Annotated in this window: 17 protein-coding genes; 7 read left to right on the forward strand and 10 right to left on the reverse strand. The window is 75.3% G+C overall.

Going from position 1 to position 24,217, the window contains the following annotated elements; all coding sequences use genetic code 11:
- Nucleotides 1-5 precede the first annotated feature (5 nt).
- On the reverse strand, nt 6-470 hold the full coding sequence (locus tag ACI784_RS06425; protein WP_456923423.1) for a response regulator: 465 nt from the start codon (nt 468-470) through the stop codon (nt 6-8).
- Nucleotides 471-707: 237 nt separating this feature from the next.
- Here ACI784_RS06425 and ACI784_RS06430 point away from each other — a divergent pair, with 237 nt between their 5' ends.
- Together ACI784_RS06430 and ACI784_RS06435 are read left to right on the forward strand one after the other, a co-directional pair.
- Nucleotides 708-1,430, forward strand: coding sequence for a hypothetical protein (locus ACI784_RS06430; protein WP_456923424.1), 723 nt, complete (start codon nt 708-710; stop codon nt 1,428-1,430).
- Nucleotides 1,427-4,648, forward strand: a complete 3,222-nt coding sequence (locus ACI784_RS06435) for a bifunctional cytochrome P450/NADPH--P450 reductase (RefSeq protein WP_456923425.1) — start codon at nt 1,427-1,429, stop codon at nt 4,646-4,648. Before ACI784_RS06430 ends, ACI784_RS06435 begins: the two co-directional genes overlap by 4 nt.
- 9 nt (nt 4,649-4,657) lie before the next feature.
- On the opposite strand, the gene ACI784_RS06440 is transcribed toward ACI784_RS06435, so the two are convergent.
- From ACI784_RS06440 to ACI784_RS06450, 3 genes are all read right to left on the reverse strand, one after another.
- Nucleotides 4,658-6,181, reverse strand: coding sequence for an MFS transporter (locus tag ACI784_RS06440; RefSeq protein WP_457012865.1), 1,524 nt, complete (start codon nt 6,179-6,181; stop codon nt 4,658-4,660).
- Nucleotides 6,182-6,246: 65 nt separating this feature from the next.
- The gene (locus tag ACI784_RS06445) at nt 6,247-7,713 is read right to left on the reverse strand and encodes an ATP-binding protein (protein ID WP_456923427.1); all 1,467 of its coding nucleotides are present in this window, start codon (nt 7,711-7,713) and stop codon (nt 6,247-6,249) included.
- Nucleotides 7,710-9,368, reverse strand: a complete 1,659-nt coding sequence (locus ACI784_RS06450; protein WP_456923428.1) for an FAD-dependent oxidoreductase — start codon at nt 9,366-9,368, stop codon at nt 7,710-7,712. Before ACI784_RS06450 ends, ACI784_RS06445 begins: the two co-directional genes overlap by 4 nt.
- Before the next feature lie 306 nt (nt 9,369-9,674).
- Here ACI784_RS06450 and ACI784_RS06455 point away from each other — a divergent pair, with 306 nt between their 5' ends.
- Both ACI784_RS06455 and ACI784_RS06460 read left to right on the forward strand, forming a co-directional pair.
- On the forward strand, nt 9,675-10,487 hold the full coding sequence (locus ACI784_RS06455) for a hypothetical protein (protein WP_456923429.1): 813 nt from the start codon (nt 9,675-9,677) through the stop codon (nt 10,485-10,487).
- Between the two features lie 98 nt (nt 10,488-10,585).
- Nucleotides 10,586-10,933, forward strand: a complete 348-nt coding sequence (locus ACI784_RS06460) for a UBP-type zinc finger domain-containing protein (RefSeq protein ID WP_456923430.1) — start codon at nt 10,586-10,588, stop codon at nt 10,931-10,933.
- Nucleotides 10,934-10,939: 6 nt separating this feature from the next.
- Here ACI784_RS06460 and ACI784_RS06465 read toward each other — a convergent pair whose 3' ends face one another.
- The 3 genes from ACI784_RS06465 to ACI784_RS06475 form a co-directional block, all read right to left on the reverse strand.
- Nucleotides 10,940-12,382, reverse strand: a complete 1,443-nt coding sequence (locus ACI784_RS06465) for a carboxylesterase family protein (RefSeq protein ID WP_457012866.1) — start codon at nt 12,380-12,382, stop codon at nt 10,940-10,942.
- 190 nt (nt 12,383-12,572) lie between these two features.
- Entirely contained in the window at nt 12,573-13,925 is a 1,353-nt protein-coding gene (locus ACI784_RS06470) for an MFS transporter (protein ID WP_456923431.1), read from the reverse strand.
- 255 nt (nt 13,926-14,180) lie between these two features.
- Nucleotides 14,181-14,870 carry a TetR family transcriptional regulator gene (locus tag ACI784_RS06475; protein WP_457012867.1) on the reverse strand — a complete coding sequence of 230 codons (690 nt, stop codon included), beginning with the start codon at nt 14,868-14,870 and terminating at the stop codon, nt 14,181-14,183.
- A gap of 229 nt (nt 14,871-15,099) precedes the next feature.
- Between ACI784_RS06475 and ACI784_RS06480 the strand changes: the two genes are divergently transcribed.
- The 3 genes from ACI784_RS06480 to ctaD all read left to right on the forward strand — a co-directional run bounded on the left by ACI784_RS06480 (nt 15,100) and on the right by ctaD (nt 19,829).
- Nucleotides 15,100-15,990: a shikimate dehydrogenase gene (locus ACI784_RS06480; RefSeq protein WP_457012868.1), complete on the forward strand. Its 891-nt coding sequence runs from the start codon at nt 15,100-15,102 to the stop codon at nt 15,988-15,990.
- The gene (locus ACI784_RS06485; protein ID WP_457012869.1) at nt 15,974-17,863 is read left to right on the forward strand and encodes a bifunctional sugar phosphate isomerase/epimerase/4-hydroxyphenylpyruvate dioxygenase family protein; all 1,890 of its coding nucleotides are present in this window, start codon (nt 15,974-15,976) and stop codon (nt 17,861-17,863) included. Before ACI784_RS06480 ends, ACI784_RS06485 begins: the two co-directional genes overlap by 17 nt.
- A 205-nt stretch (nt 17,864-18,068) precedes the next feature.
- The gene (gene ctaD, locus ACI784_RS06490; protein ID WP_456923435.1) at nt 18,069-19,829 is read left to right on the forward strand and encodes an aa3-type cytochrome oxidase subunit I; all 1,761 of its coding nucleotides are present in this window, start codon (nt 18,069-18,071) and stop codon (nt 19,827-19,829) included.
- Nucleotides 19,830-19,850: 21 nt separating this feature from the next.
- Here the strand turns inward: ctaD and ACI784_RS06495 are convergent, their stop codons facing one another.
- The 3 genes from ACI784_RS06495 to ACI784_RS06505 form a co-directional block, all read right to left on the reverse strand.
- Nucleotides 19,851-20,558 (reverse strand): dienelactone hydrolase family protein, encoded by a 708-nt coding sequence (locus tag ACI784_RS06495; protein WP_457012870.1) that lies wholly within the window; start codon nt 20,556-20,558, stop codon nt 19,851-19,853.
- A gap of 160 nt (nt 20,559-20,718) precedes the next feature.
- Entirely contained in the window at nt 20,719-22,782 is a 2,064-nt protein-coding gene (locus ACI784_RS06500) for a DUF222 domain-containing protein (protein ID WP_457012871.1), read from the reverse strand.
- Between the two features lie 165 nt (nt 22,783-22,947).
- Complete coding sequence (locus ACI784_RS06505; protein ID WP_457012872.1) at nt 22,948-23,976, reverse strand: ATP-dependent 6-phosphofructokinase; 1,029 nt, start codon at nt 23,974-23,976, stop codon at nt 22,948-22,950.
- Nucleotides 23,977-24,217: the final 241 nt, after the last annotated feature.

The following is a 24,217-nucleotide window of genomic DNA, read 5'->3' on the forward strand; positions in this document are numbered from 1 at the left end:
AGGGTTCACCCCTCGTCGTCCACCTGGCGGATCGCCCGGGGGGTCCAGGCGGTGCCGCCCGCGGCGAGCTCGCGGATGCGCTGCGGCAGGTCGACCAGGTCGGCGCCCTTGAGCAGGTAGCCGACGGCGCCCAGCCGCCGGGCCCGGGAGAACGTGACCAGGCTGAAGCAGCGCGCGTGGACGACGACCCGCGTGCGCGGGGCGACGTCGAGCAGTTCCCGCGCGGCCTGGAGCGGGTCGGTGCCGGGGAGTTCCGGGTCGACCAGGACGACGGCCGGCCGGGTGCGCAGGCCGGCGGCGAGGAGCTCGTCCCCGCTCTCGGCCTCCGCGACGACGGTCAGGTCGCCGGTGTCCTCCAGACAGTCCCGCACCACGCGGCGCAGCACCGGGTGGGCGTCGGCGACCAGGACCGTGGGGAGCGGCGCGCGCGGCGGGGCAGGAGCCGGCGTCGCGGGCCGGATGAGCCTCATCGTCACGCCCTGGAGACGGCCCGGCGCCCCCGCCATGACGCCGCGCAGGTGGAGGGCCCGGCTCACCCGCAGTGGGCGGCCCGGCGGACCCCGTGAGGGACCGGCCGCCCGGCCGGTGAGCCGCCCGCGGACGCGTTGACCGGGTTTGCCGGCAGGTGTACGAGTGTGCGGTTCCTCCCTGCCGGGTGGGCGAGACCGCACACGCGGTCGCCGGGGCCGGCGGCCGCCGGAGGCGCCATGCGCGTTCCGACACGCACACGGGCCGATCGAGCGAGCCCGGCGCCGGCGGAGCCCAGCACCGAGCGGCTGGTGGCCGCGCACACCCGGACCGCCGGGTGGGCGGGCATCGTGTTCGCGCTCCTGCTGGTGGTGGGGCTGGTCCTCGTCAGCCGGATCCCGCGGCTGGCCGACCCGGACAGCACCTACGCCGACTTCTACGACGGCGGCGCCGATCCGCTCACCGTCCTCGGCCTGTACGTCGTGCCCTTCGCGGGGATCGCCTGCCTGTGGCACGCGACCGCGATGCGGACCGCCTTCCAGGTCCGCCGGCCGCGGTCGTGGAGCGAGGTCCCGCACTGGCTGAACCTGGCGGCCGGCGTGCTGTTCGTCGCCATGCTCTACGTCGGCACGGCGGCCACGGGCGCGGTCGCGCTGCTGACCCGCTTCTCCGACGCCCCGCTCCCGGGCCCGGAGGTCGCCCGCGCGCTGTCGTCGGTGGGGTACGCCCTGGTCTTCGTCTACGGGGTCAGGGCCGCCGGCATGTACATGCTCACCACGACCCGGCTGGCGTCCGCGGCCGGGATGCTGCCCCGGCCGCTCGCCGTCGTCAGCTACCTGCTGGCCGCCTTCCTGCTGGTCAGCGTCACCTTCCACCCCGCGATCCTGCTGGTGTTCCCGGCCTGGGTGCTGCTGCTGAGCACCGTGCTGCTGGTGCGCCGGCCGACAGGAGGGTCCTTGTGACCGCCACCATCGCCCTCGACGAGATCCCCGGCCCGCGGGGTGTGCCCGTGCTCGGCAACGTCTTCGACATCGACACGGCGAGCCCCTTCGAGAGCCTCATGCGGATGGCCGAGGAGTACGGGCCGGTCTACCGCCTGACCGTCCCGGGCGGCGCGCGGCTGATCGTCTCGGGGCCGGAGCTGGTCGCGGAGGTCTGCGACGACGCGCGCTTCGACAAGCTGGTCAGCGGCGGGCTGGCCAACCTGAGGAAGGACGCGCTCGACACCGGGCTGTTCACCTCCGACACCGACGAGCCCCTCTGGCGCCGGGCGCACGAGATCCTGATGAGCCCGTTCAGCCTGCAGGCGATGCGCGACTACATGCCGAAGATGCTCGACATCGCCGAGCAGCTGGTGGAGAAGTGGTCGCGGCTCAACGCCGGCGAGGAGGTCGACGTCCCGGCCGACATGACCCGGCTGACCCTCGACACCATCGCGCTGTGCGGCTTCGGCTACCGGTTCAACTCCTTCTACCGGGAGACCCCGCACCCGTTCGTCGACGCGATGATCCGCACGCTGACCGAGTCCCAGGCCCGCGCCCGGCAGCTGCCGCTCCAGACCCGGCTGAGGGTCCGTGCCCAGCGGCAGCTCGACGAGGACCAGGCGTTCATGAACGACCTGGTCGACCGGCTCATCGCCGAGCGGCGGGCGCAGGGGGAGGCCGCGGACACCACCGACCTGCTCGGCCGGATGCTGACCGGGGTCGACAAGAACGGCGAGCGGCTGCCCGATCGCAACATCCGCGCGCAGTGCATCACCTTCCTCATCGCCGGGCACGAGACGACCTCGGGGCTGCTGTCGTTCGCCCTCTACTACCTGGTGGCCAACCCGCGGTACCTGGAGCGGGCCCGCGCGGAGGTCGACACCGTGCTCGGCCGGACGCCCGCACCCACCTTCGAGCAGGTGACGCGGCTGCGCTACGTCCGGCAGGTGCTCGACGAGTCGTTGCGGCTGTGGCCGACCGCACCGGGCTTCACGCGGGCGCCGTTCGAGGACACCGTGATCGGCGGCCGGTACGCCATCCCGGCGCACACCCCGATCACCGTCCTCACCCCCGCGCTGCACCGCGCCACCTCGGTCTGGGGCCCCGACGCCGCGGACTTCGACCCCGACCACGTGGCGGCCGATCGGCTGGCCGCGCTGCCGCCGCACGCCTACAAGCCCTTCGGCACCGGCCAGCGGGCCTGCATCGGCCGCCAGTTCGCGCTGCAGGAGGCCACCCTCGTGCTGGGCATGCTGCTGCAGCGGTTCGACTTCGTCGACGACCGCGGCTACCAGCTGCGCACCAAGACCACCCTCACCATCAAGCCCGACGACTTCCACCTCCGCGTGCTGCCGCGACGGGACGTCCCGTACGGCATCCCAGTCCAGCGGACCGGGCCGGAGACCGCCGAGCCGGCCGCCGCCCCGGTGGCCGAGCCGGTGCCCACGGTCGCGCGGCACGGCACGAAGCTGACGGTGCTGTTCGGCTCCAACCTGGGCACCGCCGAGTCGCTCGCCACCCGGCTGGCCCAGGAGGGCACCGAGCGCGGCTTCGACGTGACGCTCGGGACCCTCGACGACCACGTCGACGACCTGCCCGCCGGCGGCGCCCTCCTCGTGGTCTGCTCCTCCTACAACGGGACGCCGCCGGACAACGCCGCCGAGTTCTGCCGCTGGATCAGCACCGCCCCCGCCGGGGCCGCGTCGGGGGTGACCTACACCGTCTTCGGCTGTGGCAACACCGAGTGGGCCAGCACCTACCAGGCCGTGCCCACCCTGCTGGACCGGGAGCTGGAGGCCCACGGCGCCGAGCGGGCCCACCCCCGCGGCGAGGGCAACGCCGCCGGGGACTTCGACGCGGAGTACCGCGCCTGGCACGGGGACCTCTGGGCGACCGTGGCCCGCGCGCTGGACCTGCCCGACGACGTCGCGGCCACGGCGCCCGCCGGGCCGCGGCTGTCCATCACGCTGACCAACCGGCAGCTCACGAACCCGCTGGTCCTGTCCTACCGGGCGCAGCCGGCGCGGGTGCTGGCCAACCGGGAGCTGCTGACCGCCGGTCCGTACGGCACCCCCGGGAGGTCCACCCGGCACCTCGAGGTGGCCCTGCCCGAGGACCAGCGGTACCGCGCCGGCGACCACCTCGGCGTGCTGCCGCGCAACAGCATCGACCTGCTGCGCCGGGTCATGGGCCACTTCGGCCTGGACGCCGGCCAGTACGTCACGATCATCCCGAACGCGGGGTCGCACACCCACCTGCCGATCGACGAGCCGGCGCCCGTGCTCGGCGTGCTCGGCAGCTGCGTCGAGCTGCAGGACGTCGCCACCCGGGACGACATCGAGGTCCTCGCCCGGTACACCGGCGACCCGCAGCAGCGGGCGGCGCTGCAGGAGCTGGCGGAGGACGACGGGCGGTACCGGGCCGAGGTGCACGAACCCAACCGCTCGGTGATCGACCTGCTGGAGCAGTTCCCGGCGTGCGCGCTGCCGTTCGAGGAGTACCTCGACATGCTCCCGCCGCTGCGACCGCGGTACTACTCCATCTCCTCCTCGCCGCTGACCGACCCCGACACCTGCAGCATCACGGCCGGGGTGCTGCGGGCCCCGGCCCGCTCCGGGGACGGGACCTTCACCGGGGTCGCCTCCGGCCACCTCGCGCAGCTGTCGGAGAACGCCACGGTGTTCGTCTTCGTCCGCGAGCCCACGATCCCGTTCCGGCCGCCGGAGGACCCGCAGGTGCCGATGTTCATGGTCGGCGCCGGGACGGGGCTGGCGCCCTTCCGCGGGTTCCTGCAGGAGCGCGCCGCCCAGCACGGGAAGGGCATCCCGGTGGCGCGGTCCCTGCTGGTCTTCGGCTGCCGCGAGCCGGGCTCGGACCTGCTCTACGCCGACGAGCTGCGAGGGTTCGAGGAGCGGGGGCTGGTGCGGGTGGAGAACGCCTTCTCCCGGGAGGACGGCCGCCCCTGCCGCTACGTCCAGGACGCGATCCTCGACTGCGCCGACGAGGTCTGGGAGCTGCTCCAGCACGACGCCGTCGTCCTGGTCTGCGGCAACGCCGCGACGATCGCCCCCGGCGTCCGCAGCGCGCTGGTGCAGGTCTTCCGCGCCAAGACCTCGGCCGGTGAGGGCGACGCCCAGGCCTGGCTCGCCGGGCTGAGCGGCGCCGGCCGGCTGGTGGAGGACATCTGGGGCGGCTGACCTGCCGCCTCAGGGGTGGGCGTGGCCGTGCCGCTCGGCGTCGTCGCGGTCCGCCCGCTCCGCGGCGTCCCGCCGCCGGTCGCGGCGCAGGTCGACCACCGCGAGGACGAGGGCGCCGCCGACCCCGGCGACCGCCACGGCCAGCCCGGCGGCAGCCGCCGCGGGGTGGTCCTCGCCGGTCGCGCCGAGGACGACGTAGAACAGGCCCGGCAGCGCGGCGGTGCCGATGGCGGCGCCGAAGCGCTGCGCGGTCTGCAGCCCGCCGCCGGCGGCGCCGGCCATCCGGACCGGGACGTCGCGCAGCGTCATCGTCACGTTCGGGGAGATCACGCAGCCGCCGCCGATCCCGCCGACCAGCAGCGCCGGCGCGGCCGCCCACGCCGCGGCCGACGGCGGCACGGTGAGCAGGACGACGGCGGCCGCCGCCAGCCCGGCCATCACCAGGGCGAGCCCGACCACGGTGATCGCGCGCCCGAACCGCTCGACCACCCGCCCGGCCACCACCGCCGATCCCGCGGCGCCCAGGGCGAACGGCGTCACCGCCAGGCCGGACTGCAGCGGCGTGAGGTCCAGGCCGGTCTGGAAGAACAGCGCGAAGACCAGCCAGATGCCGCTGAAGCCGACGAAGTAGACGGTGGCCAGCGCCGCGCCGATGGCGTACCCCCGGGTCTCGGTGACCAGGCGGGGGTCGAACACCGGCTCACCGCCGCGGGTGACCACCCGCCGCTCCCAGGCCACGAAGCCGGCGAGCACCGCGACGCCGGCCGGGAACAGCCACCACAGGCGGGCCAGCCCGCCTGCCTCCGCCTGCACCAGCGGCAGCAGCAGCGACAGCGCGGCTCCGCCGAGCAGCAGCACCCCGCCGAGGTCGATGCGCCCGCGCCGCCCGGTCCCGCCGCGGGGCAGCAGCCGCCAGGCGAGCACCAGGGCCACGACGCCGATCGGCACGTTGACGTAGAAGATCCAGCGCCAGCCGCCGGGGCCGGAGGCCAGCGCCAGGATGAGCCCGCCGACGACCGGCCCGACCGCCGTCGAGATCCCGACGGTGGCCCCGAACAGGCCGAACGCCCGCCCTCGCTCCGCGCCGCGGAACAGCTGCTGGATCAGGCCCGAGTTCTGCGGGGCGAGGCACCCGGCGGCCAGCCCCTGCGCCAGCCGGGCCGCGACCAGCAGTTCCACCGTCGGCGCGGCCCCCGCCGCGGCGCTGCACAGCACGAACAGCGACAGCCCGACGAGGAACATCCGGCGCCGGCCCAGCGCGTCGCCGAGCCGGCCGGCGGGCACCAGCACCAGCGCGAAGGTCAGGGCGTACCCGGACACCACCCACTGCACGGTCGCCGGGGAGGCGCCGAGGTCCCGCTGCAGCGACGGCAGGGCGACCGACACGATGCTGACGTCGAGCAGGCTCATGAAGCCGGCGACCAGCGTCACCCACAGCGCCCGCCAGCGTCGCGGGTCCGGCCGGTGACCGTCGGGGTCGGCCGCGGGCGCGCCGGAGCCGGAGGGGGTCGTGCCGACGGCGGGCTGGGACACGCGGGCGCCTCCACGCAGCTGGGGGGCGGCGGCCGGGTGCCCGCCCGCCCACCATCCTCCGCGTGTCAGCCGGCGCCCGCCTCCGCCTCACGAGCGGCCGGCGCGGTGGCGCCCTCGGCGAGCGGCAGCAGCACCGAGAAGCGGGTGTCGCCGGGCCGGGACTGCACGCGCAGGTCCCCGCCGTGCCGGGTGACCACGATCCGCCAGGAGACGTCGAGGCCGAGGCCGGTGCCCTGGCCGACCGGCTTGGTGGTGAAGAACGGCTCGAACACCCGCCGCTGCAGCTCCTCCGGGATGCCCGGACCGGTGTCGGCCACCTCGACCAGCGCGCAGTCGCCGTCCCGGGCGGTGCGCAGGGTGAGCGTCCCCTCCCCCGCCATCGCGTCCAGCGCGTTGGCGACGAGGTTGGTCCACACCTGGTTCAGCTCCCCGGCGTAGGCCGGCACGAGGGGCAGGGCGCGGTCGTAGTCCTTCACCACGGTGACCCCCGGCGGGATCTTCGCGCCGAGGACGACGAGGGTGGCGTCGAGCCCGGCGTGCAGGTCGGTGGGCTGGTGCGGGGCCCGGTCGAGCTGGGAGTACTGCCGGGCGGCGTCGACCAGCCCGGAGATGCGGGCGGTGCTCTCGCCGATCTCGACCAGCAGCGTCTCGGTCTCGACGGTGTAGGACAGCCAGCGCAGCGCGGCCTCGAGGGCGCCGGGCTCCACGCTGTCCACCACCCGGTCGAGGTCCGCGGGACCCAGGCCGGCCGGGACGAACACGGCGGCGAGCTCCCACGCGCCGCCGATGCCGTGGTCGTCGAGCCAGTCGGCCAGCTCGTCCTCGCGGTCGGACCGCTCGATGGCGGTCAGCTCCGCAGTGGTGCCGACCCGGGCCACCAGCTCCTCCTGCAGGCCGGTGAGGTCGCGCAGCACCGTGCCGTCGATCTTCCCGCTGGCCAGCAGCGCCAGCTTGTGCCGCATCCCGGCGATCCGGTCGCGCAGCGCGGCCGCCGCCCGGGACGCCGCGGCGGCGGGGTTGTTCAGCTCGTGGGTCAGCCCCGCGGTCAGCTTGCCCAGGGCCAGCAGCCGCTCCCGCTGGCTGACCAGCTCGGCGATGTTGCGCTGGCCGAAGAACAGGCCCTCGAGCAGGTGCACCGCCATGGGGTACCAGCGGCGGAACACCGCCTCGAACTCCGCGGCCGGCAGCGCCAGGAACCGGCAGTCGGTCACCGCCCGGACCGTGCCGGGGTAGGTCTGGGCGATCCGGTCGCCGATGTAGAACTGCACGGCTCCGGAGTAGACGCCGCGCTGCGACGTCCGCACGGTCTCGACCTCGCTGCCGCCGACGAGCCGCACCATGCTCATCGTCCCGTCCAGCAGCACGTAGAAGCAGTCGGCCGGCTCGCCCTCCACCGAGACGGTGGCGCCGGCCGGGCAGTCGACGACGTCGCCGTGCGCGGCCACCCACGCCAGCTGCGCGTCGTCGAGGTCGGTGAAGAGGAACAGCTCGCGCAGCTCGGCCGGGGTCATCCGGGCCGGGGCCGCCGTCACCGCTGCTCCAGGTACCGGTGCACGAGCGTGACGGCCATGGCGCCCTCCCCGACGGCCGAGGCGACCCGCTTCACCGAGTCCGACCGCACGTCGCCGGCGACGAAGACGCCGGGCAGGCTGGCCTCCAGGAAGTAGGGGTCGCGGTCCAGCGGCCAGCCTGCTGGACGGCGCCCGTCGCGCAGCAGCGCGGGCCCGGTGGGGATGAAGCCGCGCTCGTCGCGGAGGACGGCGCCGTCGAGCCAGGCGGTCCGCGGGGCGCCGCCGATGAAGACGAACAGGTGGCTCGACGGCAGGGTCTCCCGCTCCCGGCTGCGCGCGTCCTCGACGGTGATGGCCTCCAGGTGCCCGTCGCCGTGCGCGGCCGCCACCGTGGTGCTGGTGCGCACGCTGATCGACGGGATCGCGGCGATCTGCTCGATGAGGTAGGCCGACATCGAGGCCTCCAGGGACGGGCCGCGCACCAGCAGGCAGACCGAGCGCGCGTACCCGGAGAAGAAGACCGCCGCCTGGCCCGCGGAGTTGGCCCCGCCGACGATGAAGACGTCCCGGTCGGCGCACTCGGCCGCCTCGGTCATCGCCGAGCCGTAGAACACCCCGCGCCCGGTCAGGTCGTCGACGCCGGCCACGCCCAGGCTGCGGTAGGAGACGCCGGTGGCCAGGACCACCGCGTGCGCCCCGATGCGGCGGCCGTCGTCCAGGTGCAGCACCCGCTTGGGCCCGTGCTCCTCCAGCGCCACCACGTCGCGGGCCAGCAGCAGCTCCGCGCCGAACTTGACCGCCTGCCGCCGGGCGCGGTCGGCCAGCTGCCCGCCGGAGACGCCGTCGGGGAACCCGAGGTAGTTCTCGATGCGGCTGCTCTGGCCGGCCTGGCCGCCGGTGGCCTGCCGCTCGACGAGCACCGTGCGCAGCCCCTCCGAGGCGCCGTACACCGCGGCGCCCAGCCCGGCCGGGCCGCCGCCGACCACGATCAGGTCGTAGAAGTCCGCCTGCGGCTCCACGCCCAAGCCTGCGACCGCGGCCAGCTCGGCCTCGCTGGGGTGGCGCAGCACCTGCGCGTCGGAGGTCACCACCACCGGGACGTCGTCCGGACCGGCGCCCGCGGCGGCGAGGATCCGCTGCCCCTCGGGCTCGTCGACGCTGTACCAGCGGTAGGGGACGGCGTTGCGGGCGAGGAAGTCCCGCGCCCGGAAGGAGGGCGCCGACCACCGGTGCCCGACCAGTTTGACGCCCTCGAAGCCGCCGTCCGGGCTCTCCCGCCAGGCCTCGATCATCGCGTCGACGACCGGGTAGAGCTTCTCCTCGGGCGGGTCCCACGGCTTGAGCAGGTAGGAGTCGACGTCCACGACGTTGATCGCGGCGATCGCGGCGTCGGTGTCGGCGTAGGCGGTGAGCAGTGCCCGGCGCGCGTGGGGGAAGAGGTCCATCGCCCGCTCGAGGAAGTCGATGCCGTTCATCTCCGGCATCCGGTAGTCGGCGAGCAGCACCGCGACCGGGTCCCCGCGCAGCTTCAGCTCCCGCAGCGCCGACAGCCCCTCGTCGGCGGAGGCGGCCCGCAGGACGCGGAAGTCCTCGCCGTAGCGGCGGCGCAGGTCGCGGGCGACGGCCCGGGAGACCCCCGGGTCGTCGTCCACGCTGAGCAGGACCGGCTTGCCCATGACGGCCTCCTGTCCGGCCTGCCGGGTGCAGCGACGGGTGCAGCGACGGGTGCGGCGGCGCCCCGCGACCCGGGCTCCCGGTCGCCCCGCGCCGACCACGCTAGCCCCGGCTCCGGCTGCGGCGACACCCCTCGCGGACGCGTCGGCGGGCCCGCCCGGCCGCGGCTCGGACGCGCTCGTCGGCGCGTCGCCCCGACACGCGGACGGAGGCGGCCGGCGCCGTTCCGTTCCCCCTGCTGCGGCGGCCCGGGCCGTCCTACGCTCGGCGCCGGGCGTCTCCCCGCGCCCGCACCATCGGAGGAACCGGTGACCGACCAGCAGCGCCAGCCCCACCGTCCCGGCGAGCCGATGCCCCGCGGGGAGACCGCGGCCGGCGACGAGCAGACCGTCCCCCTCGCCCCGGTCGCGGCCCCGTCCGCCGAGGGCGACCCGACCATCCTCGGCTTCCCACCCGAACCGCCCGAGGACGACGGCACCGTGCGGCTCCCGGAGGGATCCGTGCCCGAGGTGCCCCGGGACGGTGCGCTGCCCGAGGTGCCGCGCGACGGGGCACTGCCCGAGGTGCCCCGGGACACCGGTGCGGCCGGGGCCGGCGCGGAGCCGCAGTCGGTGGCGCTGGCGGAGCGGCCCGCCGGCCCGCTCGACCTCCCCGTGCGACTGGTGGTCCTGCGGCGTCCCGAGCGGATCGGCGCCGTCGCCCTGCTCCTCGCGGCACTGGCCGCCAACGTCAGCCTCTGGGTCCCGTGGGGAGAGGGGCTGGACACCACCGGCCTGGCGCTGGCCTGGCGCGGCGCCGACGCCCTGGCCTCCGGCTCCGGCGAACTGGGCCCCGTCGAGCAGTGGGCACCGCTCGCGGTGGTCCTGAGCGGGGTCGTGCTGTTCTTCCTGGGGCTGCTGCTGTTCCGCCGCGCCCGGACCCACCGGCTCGTCGGGGTGCTCGCCCTCCTCGTGTCGCTCGGCGCGCTCACGGCCGTCCTCGCGCTGCTGGCCGACGCCGGCTGGGACCCCGACCGGCTGGCGCTGGGCACGTGGTTCGCCGCCGCCGTCCCGGTGCTGGGCCTGCTGGGCGCACTGAAGGCCATGCTGACCACGCCGCGGGTGACCATCCGGCCGCGCTGACCGGCGCGCCGCCCCGGCCGGGGGCACGACGGGGTTCCCGCGACGGTCCGCCGTCCCTACCGTGGGCGCCGACCGCCGCCCCACGGGAGGACGCCGCCATGACCGCTGTCGCGGGGATCGACCCGACGGTGCCGCCGAGCGGGACCGGCTGCCTGGAGTGCGACGCGACCGGCGGCTGGTGGTTCCACCTCCGCCGCTGCGCGCAGTGCGGCCACGTGGGCTGCTGCGACTCCTCGCCGTCCCGGCACGCCCGCGAGCACGCGGCCACCACCGGGCACCCCGTCGTCCGCAGCTTCGAGCCCGGCGAGGGCTGGTTCTGGGACTTCTCCCGCGAGCGCGCGGTGTCCGGGCCCGACCTCGCGCCTCCGCTGGCCCACCCGGCCGACCAGCCGGCACCGGGGCCGCGCGGCCGGGTGCCGGCGGACTGGCGGGCCCGCCTGCACTGACCGGCGTCAGGCGCCGTCCCAGGCGCGGCGGCGCTCGCCGTCCGGGTCGGACTCCACCCGCGGGGCGGCGTCGAACACCGCCGTGCAGCGGGCCGCCGGCTCGTAGGCCGGCCACGGGTCGAGGACGCCGACCGCGGGCGTCCCGCCGCGCACCGTGGCGAGCACCGACCCCTGCAGCGCCGCGGTGACCGCGACGTCGGCCGGGGTCATGTCCGCGGCCGGGCGGGACAGCAGCGGCCGCTCGACGAACCGCGGCGGGCGCGCCCAGAGGCAGGCGTTGTCCGCGCCGTGGGTCGGGCCCAGCACGTCGAACGGCGGCAGCGCCGGCGCGTGGTCGAACCGGCTGAGCCAGGCCCGGCCACCGGCCCGGGCCTGCGCCTCGGCCAGCCGCCACGCGGGCCGGGCCCACATCTCGTCGGTGAGCAGCGCCTGCAGCGGGTCCTCCCCCGGGCGCGCGGTCGCGGTGTAGACGCCCAGCAGGCGGTCGAAGGCGGCGTCCCCGACGGAGGCGCGCGCCACCGCGGCGGCGTCGTCCGCGCCGTGCCGCAGGAACACCGCCATCTCGTCGCGGCACGAGCCGAGCCACAGGACGGTGTCGCGCAGGGTCCCGCGGGCGACGACGTCCACCGGGCTCTCGGGCAGGACGGCGCCGTCGAGGACCGGGGCGAAGAACACCCCGCCCAGGTACTCCCGCGTGCTGGCGGCGGCCGCCGCGCGGGCGGCGGCCAGCACGGCCTCGGCCGGCAGGTCGCGCAGCCGCGCCCGGTCGGTGCGGGGGACGCCGAGGCGGGCGAGCACCCGGCCGGCGACCTCCGCGCTCTCGGCCGGCTCGTGGGGCATCCCGCCGATCGAGAGCGCGATCGCGGCGCGGGCGCGCCGCCCGGCCGGCGTGGCCAGCAGGGCGCAGACCAGGCTGGCCCCGGCCGACTGCCCCACCAGCGTCAGCCGGCCCGGGTCCCCGCCGAAACCGGCGACCTCCCGCTGCACCCAGTCCAGCGCGGCGAGCAGGTCGGTCATCGCCGGGCTGGGCTCGGGATCCCCGGCGGTGCCCAGCTGGAGGAAGCCGAGCGGGCCCAGCCGGTAGGAGACCGCGACGACGACCGCCGGGCCGGCCGCGGCCAGCACCGAGCCGTCGTAGTCGGCGGCGGCACCGGTCCGGAAGGCGCCGCCGTGCACCCAGAACAGCACCGGGAGCGGGCCGTCCGCCCCGGCCGGTGCGTACACGTCGAGGGTGAGGCACTCCTCGGTGCCGGCCGGCGACCCGTCCGGCAGGTACTGGAGGCCGACCGGGCCGGGGCCGGTGGCGTCGAGGCACTCGCGCCAGGCCGCCACCGGGGACGCCGGGTCGAAGCGCTCGGCGCGGGCGTAGGGGACGCCACGCCAGCTGCGGACGCCGTCGGCGAGCCGGCCGGTGACGGGCCCGGTCGTGGTCTCGACGAGGACGGGCATGCAGACCTCCGCGGAACGGGCCGCGGGGGGCGGGGGGCCCGCCCGGGGCGGCCGGGGGGGGGGGGGGGGGGGGGGCGCCCGCCCCCCCGCGCCCCGGGCCGCCCCCCCCCCCCCCCCGCCCCCCCCCCCCCCCCGCCCCCCCCGCCCCCCCCCGCCCCCGCCGCCCCCCCCCCCGGGAGGGGTGGCTGGGTCAGGCGCCGACGAAGGAGCGGTCGCGCGGCGTGGTGTCCTTGCGGCCGAGCTCCTCGATCGGCACGTGCGCGGTCTCCCGGGCGGTGAGGGCGCACAGCCCGGCGACGGTGGCGGCAGCGGCGGTCAGGACGGCCACCGGCACCCAGCCGCTCGGGCCGTCACCGACGATCGCGGCCGCGATCAGCGGCGAGAAGCCACCGAGGGCGAAGCCGATCTGGGTGCCGATCGCCGTGCCGGAGTACCGGACCCGGGTGTCGAACATCTCGCCGTACAGGGAGGGCCAGATGCCGTTGGCCGCCGAGTAGGTGACGCCGGAGATCAGGATGCCGAAGACGAAGACCAGCGCGACGTTCCCGTTCTGCACCGCCCACAGGAAGGGGAAGATCGCCACGGCCGAGCCCAGGGCGCCGAAGACGAACACCGGACGGCGGCCGATGCGGTCCGACAGCCGCGCCCACAGCACCAGCGTGCCCAGCGCGATCACGTTGGCCACGACGATCATCCACAGCAGGGTCGACCGCTCCATGCCGATGGCGTCACTGGTGCCCTGCGCCAGCGCCCAGGTGCCGACGATCGTGCTGACCACCGAGACCAGCGCGCACAGGACGACCCGCAGCACCGAGGCCCAGTGGTCGCGGAACAGGACGGCGACGGGCAGCTTGGCGACCTCGTGCTCCTCGCTGGCCCGCTCGAACTCCGGCGTCTCGGGCAGCGAGCGGCGCACCCAGTAGCCGACGGCGACGACGGCCGCGGACAGGAAGAACGGGATCCGCCAGCCCCAGCTGAGGAACTGATCCTCGGGCAGCAGCGCGAAGGGGATGAAGACCAGGTTGGCCAGGATCAGCCCTGCCTGCGTGCCCACGAGGGTGAAGCTGGTGAAGAACCCGCGCTTGCCCTCGGGCGAGTGCTCCAAGGTCATCGAGTTGGCGCCGGCCTGCTCGCCGGCCGCCGACAGGCCCTGCAGGATCCGCATGAGGACCAGCAGGATCGGGGCGGCCACGCCGATCGCGCCGTAGGACGGCAGCGCGCCGATCAGGAAGGTCGAGACGCCCATGAGCAGCAGGGTCAGCACGAGCATCTTCTTGCGGCCGACCTTGTCGCCGAAGTGGCCGATGACGACCGCGCCCAGCGGCCGGGCGACGTACGCGACGCCGAAGGTGGCCAGCGACAGCAGGATCCCGGTGCTGGGGTCGCTCTCGGGGAAGAACACCTGCGGGAAGACCAGCCCGGCGGCGGCGCCGTAGATGAAGAAGTCGTAGTACTCGAGCATGCTGCCGACGAAGCTCGCGATGGCGGCCTTGCGCGGCGTGTGCGCGTGGGTGGTCCCACCGGTGGCGGGGGTCGTGCTCATGTCGGTCTCCTGAGGAGGCGCGGCGGCAGCGATCTCGTCGTGCCGGTCGGGGCGTCCGGGGCGTGCCCGGGATGGTCGGCGGTGCGGTGCAGCGGGCGGCGGCCGGGATCCCCGGCCCCCCGTGCCGCCCTGGCCCCGGGTTCGGGGCCGGCGCGGTGTCCCCAGCGGCTTATGTACCAACTGGTTACGTACCAGATGGTGAGGTGATCGCCGTCACCGTGTCAAGTCCCGGTCCCGACGGGATGTCGGGAGGGCTCAGTGGGCGGTGAGGTAGGCGACGACGAGGTCGCCGAGCATCCGGCGCTGGTGCTCGCGCCGGGCGGGGTCGAGCATGTCGCGGCCGAAGATGGCGCCGAAGGTGTGCCGGTTGGCGGTCCGGAAGACGCAGTAGGCGCTGATCACCTGGTGGACGTCGAGCGCGTCCACGTCGTCCCGGAACAGCCCCGCCCCCCATCCGCGCTCGAGGATGGTGCCGAGGACGTCCAGCGCCGGGTTGGCCAGCCCCGACAGCGCCTCGGAGCGGGTGATGTGCTCGGCGCGGTGGATGTTCTCGATGCTGACCAGGCGGATGAAGTCCGGATGGGCCTCGTGGTGGTCGAAGGTCAGGCCGGCCAGCTCGCGGATGGCCTCGACCGGGTCGAGGTGCTCGACGTCCAGCTGCTGCTCGAGGCTGCGGATGCGGCTGTAGGCCTGCTCCAGGACGGCGACGTAGAGCTGCTCCTTGCCGCCGAAGTAGTAGTAGATCATCCGCTTGGTGGTGCTCAGCTTGTCGGCGATCTCGTTGATGCGGGCCCCGGCGTAGCCGCGGTCGGCGAACTCGGCGGTGGCCACGGCGAGGATCTCGGCCCGGGTGCGGTCGGCGTCGCGCGTCCGCTCGGGGGTTCCGGCCGGCGCCGCCGCGGGGGTGTCCGGGGAGGTCTCGCCCTGCGTGTGCTGCGCGGTCACTGGTGCTGCCCTCCTCGACGGCCGTCCTCCAGAGCCTAGAAGGACCCCCGTCCCCCTCCCCGCTCGCGGGCTCGCGGGCACGCGGGCACGCGGGCACGCGGCGAGCCTCGGGACGAGGCCGCCGCCCGCCGGCGCCGTGGCCCGGATCACCCCGAGGGCTGGCGTCGCGGCCTCCGGTGTGGTCCCCTGGGAACAACTCACCAGTTGGTACATAGCTAGGGAGACGACCATGACGTCCGCCTCGCAGAGCTTCCTCGTCGGTCTGGTCGGCACGGGCATCGGCCCGTCCCTGACCCCGCCGATGCACGAGCGGGAGGCCGACGAACTCGGTCTCCGGTACCTGTACCGGCGCCTGGACCTCGATGTCCTCGCCCGGCCGGCCACCGCGATCGGCGAGGTCCTGGCCGCGGCCCGGCTGGTGGGCTACGACGGCCTCAACGTCACCCACCCGTGCAAGCAGCTGGTCCTGCCGCACCTCGACGAACTGTCGCCCGATGCCGAGGCGCTGGGCGCGGTCAACACCGTCGTCCTGCGCGACGGCCGGGCGGTCGGGCACAACACCGACTGGTCCGGCTTCGCCCGCGCCTTCGACCGCGGCCTGCCCGACGCCGCACTGGACCGGGTCGTGCTGCTCGGGGCCGGCGGCGCCGGGGCCGCGGTGGCGCACGCACTGCTCACCCTGGGCACCCGCCGGCTGACCGTCGTCGACGTCGACGTCCAGCGGGCCGCGCAGCTCGCCGCCGCGCTGGGCGACCGCTTCGGCGCCACCCGCGCGACCGGGGGCGACCTGGCCGGCCTCCCCGCGGCGCTGGCCGATGCCGACGGGCTCGCCCACGCCACCCCCACGGGCATGGCCGCCCACCCCGGCCTGCCGGTGGACGCCGCCCTGCTCCGCCCCGACCTGTGGGTCGCCGACATCGTCTACCGCCCGCTGGAGACCGAGCTGGTGCGCACCGCCCGGCGTCTGGGCGCCCGGGTGCTCGACGGCGGCGGGATGGCGGTCTTCCAGGCGGTGGACGCCTTCCGGCTGTTCACCGGCGTGGAGCCCGACGCCGAGCGGATGCTGGCGCACTTCACCGAGCTGGTCTCCGGGCCGGGCCCCGATGTCCGCATCGCCTGAGCGGCCCCGGCGCGCGATCGCCACGGTCTGCCTGTCCGGCACGCTCGAGGACAAGCTGGCCGCGGCCGCGACCGCCGGTTTCGACGGCATCGAGGTCTTCGAGCCCGACCTGGTCGCCTCCCCCTGGTCACCGGCCGAGCTCGCCGCCCGCTGCGCCGACCTCGGCCTGTCGATCGACCTCTACCAGCCGTTCCGCGACCTGGACTCCACCGACCCGGCGCGCTTCACCCGCAACCTGCGCCGCGCCGAGTGCAAGTTCGACGTGATGGCCGCCCTCGGCGTCGGCACCGTGCTGGTCTGCTCGTCGGTGGCCCCCGACGCGGTCGACGACGCCGACCTGCTGGCCGAGCAGCTGGCCACCGCGGCCGCCCGCGCGGGCGAGCGTGGCCTGCGGATCGCCTACGAGGCGCTGGCCTGGGGCACGCACGTCTCGACGTGGGAGCGCTCGTGGGACGCCGTCCGCCGCGCGGACTCGCCCGCCCTCGGGCTCTGCCTGGACAGCTTCCACGTGCTCTCCCGCGGCGGGGACCCGGCCGGGTTCGCGCAGGTGCCCGGCGAGAAGCTGTTCTTCCTCCAGTTGGCCGACGCGCCGGCGCTGCGCATGGACGTGCTCCAGTGGAGCCGCCACCACCGGCTCTTCCCCGGCCAGGGCGCGTTCGACCTGCCCGGTTTCCTCGGCGCGGTGCTCGCCGCCGGCTACACCGGCCCGCTCTCCCTCGAGGTCTTCAACGACGTCTACCGGCAGTCGGACCCCGCCCGGACGGCGGTGGACGCCATGCGCTCGCTGCAGTGGCTGGAGGAGTCGCTCGCACTGCGCCGTCCGGACGCCGGCCTGGCCACTCCCCCGCCAGCTCCCGCGCTGTCGGGCTGGTCGTTCACCGAGCTGGAGGTGGACGGCGTCTCCGGACCGCGGGTGGCCGAGGTGCTGGGCACGCTCGGGTTCACCCACACCGGGCAGCACCGCTCCAAGCCCGTGCAGCTGTGGGAGCAGGGCGACGCGCGCGTGCTGCTCAACGCCTCCGTCGTGCGCCCCGCCGCCACCGGCGTGGCCGCCGTCGCGGCGCTGGGCCTGGAGAGCGCCGACCCAGGTCGCTCGGCGGCGCGGGCCGAGGCCATGAGCGCCCCGGTGCTCCCCCGCACCCGGGGGTCGGCGGAGGCGGAACTGTCGGCGGTGGCCGCCCCCGACGGCACCCAGGTCTTCTTCACCCGGACCGTGCCCGACGGCTGGCCGGCCGACTTCCTGCCGACCGGCTCGGCGGCCGGTGCGGGCACCGGGATCACCCGCGTCGACCACGTCGGCCTGGCCCAGCCCTTCGACGCCTTCGACGAGGCCGGGCTGTTCTACCGGGCGGTGCTCGGCCTGGAGCCGCAGGAGGTCACCGAGCTGGCCGCGCCGTTCGGGCTCGTACGCACCCGGGCGGTGACCGGGCCGGACCGCGCCGTGCGGCTGGCGCTGAGCGCCTCCACCCTGCGCCGCGGGGGCTGGGCGCCCGGCGTGCCCGAGCCGCAGTACGTCGCCCTCGCCACCGACGACATCGTCGCCACGGCTCGGGCGCTGCGCGCGGCCGGCGCCCCCCTGCTGCCCGTGCCGGCGAACTACGCCGACGACCTCGACGCCCGCCTCGACCTGGCCCCGGAGCTGCTGGCGGCGGTCCGCGAGCACGGCCTGCTCTACGAGGAGGACGCAGCCGGGGGCTACCTGCACCTGGTCACCGAGGTGCTTGGCGACCGGGTGTTCTTCGAGGTCGTGCAGCGGCTGGGCGGCTACGACGGCTACGGCACCACCGACGCACCCGTCCGGATGGCCGCCCACCGCCGCCTCCGGCAGGCCGCGCCGGCGCCGGCGGCCGGGGTGAGGGCGGTGACCGCGTAGCGCCCGGCACCGCCGTCGCGACGAAGCGCGGTTCCGGGTGTCGGGCGGCGCGCCGACGGGCCATGATGAGGGTGACTCGGATCACTCGAGCCTCCCTCGCCGCACCGGCGGCTCGACCCAGGGGCGCGTCCATGAGCCACTTCCCCCGTCTGACCAGCCCGGGATGCGCCGGGCCGGGACCCTCCCGGCGTCCGGGACCGACGTCGTGACGGCCATCGCGCCGCGGCCCATCGTCAGCCGGCCGAACGAGATGCCGCCGCCCGCCAAGGGCTCGCGGCTGGACAGCCTGCTGCGGACGACCGACCACAAGGCCATCGGCCTGATGTACCTGGTGACGTCGTTCGTGTGGTTTGTCATCGGCGGCCTCATGGCCATGCTGATGCGCGGGGAACTGGCCCGCCCGGGGCTGCAGTTCCTCTCGCCGGAGCAGTACAACCAGCTGTTCACCATGCACGGCACGGTGATGCTGTTGTTCTTCGCGACGCCGCTGTTCTTCGCGTTCGGCAACCTGATCATGCCGCTGCAGATCGGGTCCCCCGACGTCGCGTTCCCGCGGCTGAACGCCTTCTCCTACTGGCTGTTCCTCTTCGGCAGCACCCTCGCCGTCGCGGGCTTCGCCACCCCCGGCGGTGCGGCGGACTTCGGCTGGTACGCCTACACCCCGCTGTCCGACGTCGTCCACAGCCCGGGTGCCGGCGCGAACCTGTGGATCGCGGGGCTGGCGGTCAGCGGCCTGGGCACCATCCTCGGCGCGGTCAACTTCATGACGACGATCGTCTGCCTGCGGGCGCCCGGGATGACGATGTTCCGGATGCCGATCTTCGTCTGGAACACGCTGGTCACGAGCATCCTGGTGATCTTCGCGTTCCCGATCCTGACCGCGGCGCTGTTCGGGCTGCTGGCCGACCGGCAACTCGGGGCGCTGGTCTACTCCGAGGAGAACGGGGGGCCGATGCTGTGGCAGCACCTGTTCTGGTTCTTCGGCCACCCCGAGGTCTACATCATCGCGCTGCCGTTCTTCGGCATCATCACCGAGATCATCCCGGTGTTCAGCCGCAAACCGCTGTTCGGCTACAAGGGCATGGTCTTCGCCACCATCGCCATCGGCGCGCTGTCGGTGGCGGTGTGGGCGCACCACATGTTCGCGACCGGCGCGGTGCTGCTGCCGTTCTTCTCGTTCCTGACCTACCTGATCGCCGTGCCGACCGGCATCAAGTTCTTCAACTGGATCGGCACCATGTGGCGCGGCCAGCTCACCTTCGAGACGCCGATGCTGTGGTCGGTCGGGTTCCTGGTCACCTTCCTGCTCGGCGGGCTGACCGGCGTCCTGCTGGCCTCCCCGCCGCTGGACTTCCACCTCAACGACAGCTACTTCGTCGTCGCCCACTTCCACTACGTGGTCTTCGGCACCGTCGTGTTCGCCGCCAACGCCGGCATCGCCTTCTGGTTCCCCAAGATGTGCGGCCGGATGCTCGACGAGCGGCTCGGCAAGCTGCAGTTCTGGATGACCTTCATCGGCTTCCACGGCACGTTCCTCATCCAGCACTGGCTGGGCAACGAGGGCATGCCGCGCCGGTACGTCAACTACCTGCCCACCGACGAGTTCACCACGCTGAACACGATCTCCACGATCTTCTCGTTCGTGCTCGGCGCCTCGATCATCCCGTTCCTGTTCAACGTGATCCGTTCCTGGCGGCACGGCGCGCTGGCCGTCCGCGACGACCCCTGGGGTCACGGCAACTCACTGGAGTGGGCGACGTCCTCGCCGCCGCCGCGGCACAACTTCGTGGAGATCCCGAAGATCCGCTCGGAGCGGCCGGCGTTCGAGGCGCACTACCCGCACCTGCTCGACCGTCTGGAGGCCGAGAAGCACGTCGGTGGCCGGCACGAGCCCTACGGCGGCGTCAGCGAGGTCGGGCTCACCGGCGGCGGGCGCCAGGGCTCGCGGGACCCCGACCCGACCTGAGCCGCGGGACCGCTGGCGCGGTCAGCCGCGCAGGTGGGTGTCGAGGAAGCGCAGGATGCGCGCCCATGCGTCCTCGGCCGACGGGTGGTGGTAGCCGAGCCCGACGACCCGCTCGAGGACGGCGAACGGGCCGGCGTTGTGCCGGTTCATGAACGAGTGGCCTGCGTCGGGGTACTCGTGGACGTCGTGTGGCACCTCGTGCCGGGTGAGGATGCCCTCCAGCCGCCCGGCCGCCCTGCGCAGCCCCCGGTCGCGTCGCCCGAAGCTGGCCACGACCGGGCAGGCACCGGCGAGCACCTCCTCGGCGTTCTTCGGCACCATCCCGTAGTTCGGCGCCGCCACGTCGAAGCCGCGGGTGGCCGCGAGCAGGGCGAAACCGCCGCCCATGCAGAACCCGACCACGCCGACCCGGCCGGTGCAGTCGGGGCGGTCGGCCAGCCACCGCCGGGCGGCCTCCAGGTCGCCGAAGGCGGCTCCCTCCTGCCGGAACAGGTCGCCGAAGGTGCGCTTGAGGCAGCGCAGCCCGCCCGCGGTGAACAGGTCCGGGGCGAGCGCCAGGTACCCGGCAGCGGCGAGGCGATCGGCGTGCTGACGGACGTCGTCGGTGAGGCCGAACGCCTCGTGGACGACCACCACCCCGGGCCACGGGCCCTCCCCCACCGGCGGGACCGCGAGGTGGGCGCGCAGCTCCGGAGCGCTCTGCCCACCGGGGATCGTCGTCTCGGGCACGTGCCTCTCCCTGCGCCGTCCGGACCGGAGGACGCACGCTACCGACGCAGGCCGCTCCCCGGCAGCTCGTGCGGGCGGCCGTCCTCCCTGCGCCGCCCGCCGATGTGGAGGTGAGCGCCGGCTGGCTGCGTGGGGCGAGCATCCCGAGCCGCACCACGATTCAGTAGGGCGGTGGGGTGGTGACGGCGGTCAGGCCGCTGGGGGTGGTGACGGTGAGGGTGCCGTCCGGGTCGAGTCGGTGCCGCCAGCCGGTCGCCTGGTGCTTGCCGCGGTGGTCGGTGGTGCAGTAGCCGACGAGGTTGTCCGCGCTGGTGGGGCCTTCGGGCCAGGGACGGTGGTGGTCGAGCTCGCCGCTGTTGGGTACGCGGCGGCGACAGCCGGGGAAGCGGCAGCGCCGGTCGCGGGTCCGGACGAACCGGTCGAGGCCGGCGCCGGGCCGGTAGCCGTCGGTCGGGCCCGGGGCGCCGAGCGCGGGGCGGCCGGTGAGGTCGTGGGTGCAGGTCTCGGATCGGCGTCGGCAGGCGGGCGCGCCGCAGTGCGCGGCGCGGCGCAGCCCGGGCAGATCGGTGAGCGCGATGAGGGCGCCGCTGAGGGCGTCGGTCACCGCGATGCGGGGCCGGTCGGCCAGCCCGCCGCCGGCGGTGGCGGTCAGCAGCCCGGCCAGCTGGTCGCGCTGCACGTCGGCTGCGGCGGCGAGGGCGGCGATCGCATCGGGCGCGGCGGTGATCCGTCCGGCGGGACCGGCGCTCCACGCGGCCTCGTCTGCGGCGTCGGCGGACTCGGCGGTGCGCACCATCCGCCGGGCATGACCGAGTGCCCGCGCGGCGGCGTGCACGGCGGCGCCGGCGTCGTCGACGGCGCGGTCGGCGGCCGCCCACCACCCGACGCCACGCTGGTGTTGCCCGGTGGCCGGTGGTGCTGTCTCGGGCGTCTGCGGTTCGGCCGGGTCGTCGGGGAGGTCGCCGAACTCCTCCCAGGCGTCGAAGACCTCGAGGTCGTCCGGCTCGAGGGGATCGTCGAGATCCGGCCAGGCGTCCTCCACGAGCGGGGCGTCGTACGGCATCGGGTCGCCGGGCTCGGGCTCGGGCTCGGGAAGATCGGCCAGTTCCTCGGCGAGCACGCGGCGTTCCATCTCGGCCCACCAGCGCTCCAGTTCGTCCTGGTCGACGGCCTGCCACGGCCGCAGGTCCGGCTCGGCGACGGCGTCAGCTGCCGGCGCGGCCGGCTCCGCCGTCGTGGCCGGCTCCGCCGTGTGCGCGCCGGTGCCGGTGTCCTGGCCGGTGAGGCCGCGGAGCAGAGCGCGCACCACCTCCGCCGGTACGACCTGGCCGTCGACCTCACCGGGGGCGTCCCCGCCGAGCACCGTGCCGAGCGAGGCGACGACCGTCAGCAGCACCTGCACCGGCGGCAGATCGCACTCGCCGGGGCGCAGCACCAGGTCGAGCAGGCAGTCGACCATCCTCTGCCCGTGGCTGCGCCGGTCGCCGGGGGCGGTGAGGGCGTCGGCGCACGCACCCAGGGCCCGGTGCAGCGCCTGCGCCTCGGGCATGGTGCACACCACGGTGAGCGCGGCCATCCCCTCGGCCCGCTCCGGGCGCAGCGAGATGCCCCGGTCGCGCAGCGCCGCGGCCAGCCGCCGGGCGGCCGCGCGGGCATCGCGGGCCAGCACCACCCGGCGGGCCTTGTCGCCCAGCTGCGCCGGGGTGGTCACCGACCGGCCGCCCACCCAGGTCAGCAGTTCGGCCTCCACCTCCGCCCGTACGGCGTCGTCCTCGATCGGGGCGACCTTGTCGAGCAGGTGCCACAGGTGCCCGGCGTGCAGCACCCCCGTCTCCAGGGCAGCCAGCGTGCCCGGCAGCCGGTGCACCAGGGTCAGCGACCGCTCCAGCAGCGCCTCCGCGGCCGGCGCGGTGATGCACAGCGCGATGGACAGCTCCGGCGCCGCCCACTCACTCACCGCCCGCAGCACCTCCGGCCGCGCCGCCCACCGCTCGGCCGCCATCGCACCCGGCTCACCCTGCGCCCGGTCAGCCGAGGGCGGCCGGCTCGCGGCGAACTCCGCCACCGCCCGCGCCCGCACCGCCGTCTGCCGCGCGATCGCCCGGTCCGCGGCCTGCACCGCACGCAGCGGACCGGACGCCCAGCCCACCGCCGGAACAGGGCCCTCGGCCGGCGAGGGGCGCACGACACCACCGCGGGTGCCGGAGAGCGCCACGTCCTCCATGCGTTCGATCATACGTTCGAACGAAGACGCTCTGCAACCGCTGTGGACGGAGGATGCGCAGCTCACCAGGCGCACCGGGAGCCATCGAGGGCCCGGTACAGCGGCTGTAACCGACGGCGAGCCGGCACCCCGCCGCACCGGGCGACGGCAGCGACAGCCGCCGCGTCAGCCGGTGAAGGCGCCGATCTCGGCCAGCCGGGACGGTGTGACCGTCTTGAGCCGCGCCACGGCGTCAGCCAGCGGCACCAGGTCGATCTCGGTGCCCCGCAGCGCGACCATCTGCCCGTGCCGGCCCTCGTGCGCGGCGATCGTCGCGTGCAGGCCGAAGCGGGTGGCCAGCACCCGGTCGAACGACGTCGGGGTGCCCCCGCGCTGCACGTGGCCGAGCACGGTGGTGCGCACCTCCTTGCCGGTGCGCCGCTCGAGCTCGTCGCCCAGCTGCTGCGCCACGCCGGTGAACCGCTTGTGCCCGTACTCGTCGACGCCGCCGTCACGCACCAGCATCGTGCCGGGGATCGGCGAGGCGCCCTCCGCGACGACGCCGATGACGTGGGTGTCCCCGCGCGCGAAGCGGTCCTCGACGATCTTCGCGACCTCGGCGACGTCGAAGGGCTCCTCGGGCACGAGCGTGACGTGCGCCCCCGACGCCAGGCCCGCGTGCAGCGCGATCCAGCCGGCGTGCCGGCCCATCACCTCGACCAGCAGCACCCGCTGGTGGGACTCGGCAGTGGTGTGCAGCCGGTCGATGAGGTCGGTGGCGATGCTGACCGCGGTGTCGAACCCGAAGGTCAGGTCGGTGCCGTCGATGTCGTTGTCGATCGTCTTGGGGATGCCGACCACCAGGACGCCGGCCTGCGACAGCAGGTGCGCCGCGGTGAGGGTGCCCTCCCCGCCGATCGGGATGAGCACGTCGACGCCGTGCTCGGCCAGCACGCCCTTCATCTGCGCCAGTCCGGCGTGCAGCTTCTCCGGCGCGACGCGGGCCGATCCGAGCGTCGTCCCCCCGCGGGTCAGCAGGCCGTCGACGGCGGCGACGTCCAGCGGCGTCGTCCGGTCCTCGAGGAGGCCGCGCCAGCCGTCGCGGAAGCCGATCACCTCGCTGGAGTAGTGGGTCGTCGCCGTGCGGACGACGGAGCGGATGACGGCGTTGAGGCCGGGGCAGTCGCCCCCGCCGGTCAGGATCCCGATGCGCACCGGCGAACTCCTCGTGGTCGTGGGCCGGGTCGCGGTCGACGATACGTCATGACGACATGATGACCCCGACCCCGACCCACACCGCGTGTCGGCTCAGCCGACGGTGCTCGCCGTCCGCCGACCCACACCACCAGCCCCGTCCGGCCGGCCGCAGCCCCTGAGGGTGACCGGTGCGGCGACCACGGTGGCGGGAGCCGCTGTCACGGAACCGTGCGGGTTCCTCTGCGTCCGCTGGACGCCG

This window comes from Geodermatophilus sp. SYSU D01186, from assembly GCF_054050215.1.

Bases quoted from the DNA above. Each gene is read 5' to 3' on its own strand.
- ACI784_RS06500 (WP_457012871.1), bottom strand. From the start codon at position 22,782: ATGGAGGACGTGGCGCTCTCCGGCACCCGCGGTGGTGTCGTGCGCCCC.
- ACI784_RS06480 (WP_457012868.1), top strand. From the start codon at position 15,100: ATGACGTCCGCCTCGCAGAGCTTCCTCGTCGGTCTGGTCGGCACGGGC.
- ACI784_RS06465 (WP_457012866.1), bottom strand. From the start codon at position 12,382: ATGCCCGTCCTCGTCGAGACCACGACCGGGCCCGTCACCGGCCGGCTC.
- ACI784_RS06425 (WP_456923423.1), bottom strand. From the start codon at position 470: ATGAGGCTCATCCGGCCCGCGACGCCGGCTCCTGCCCCGCCGCGCGCG.
- ACI784_RS06430 (WP_456923424.1), top strand. From the start codon at position 708: ATGCGCGTTCCGACACGCACACGGGCCGATCGAGCGAGCCCGGCGCCG.
- ACI784_RS06470 (WP_456923431.1), bottom strand. From the start codon at position 13,925: ATGAGCACGACCCCCGCCACCGGTGGGACCACCCACGCGCACACGCCG.
- ACI784_RS06450 (WP_456923428.1), bottom strand. From the start codon at position 9,368: ATGGGCAAGCCGGTCCTGCTCAGCGTGGACGACGACCCGGGGGTCTCC.
- ACI784_RS06460 (WP_456923430.1), top strand. From the start codon at position 10,586: ATGACCGCTGTCGCGGGGATCGACCCGACGGTGCCGCCGAGCGGGACC.
- ACI784_RS06485 (WP_457012869.1), top strand. From the start codon at position 15,974: ATGTCCGCATCGCCTGAGCGGCCCCGGCGCGCGATCGCCACGGTCTGC.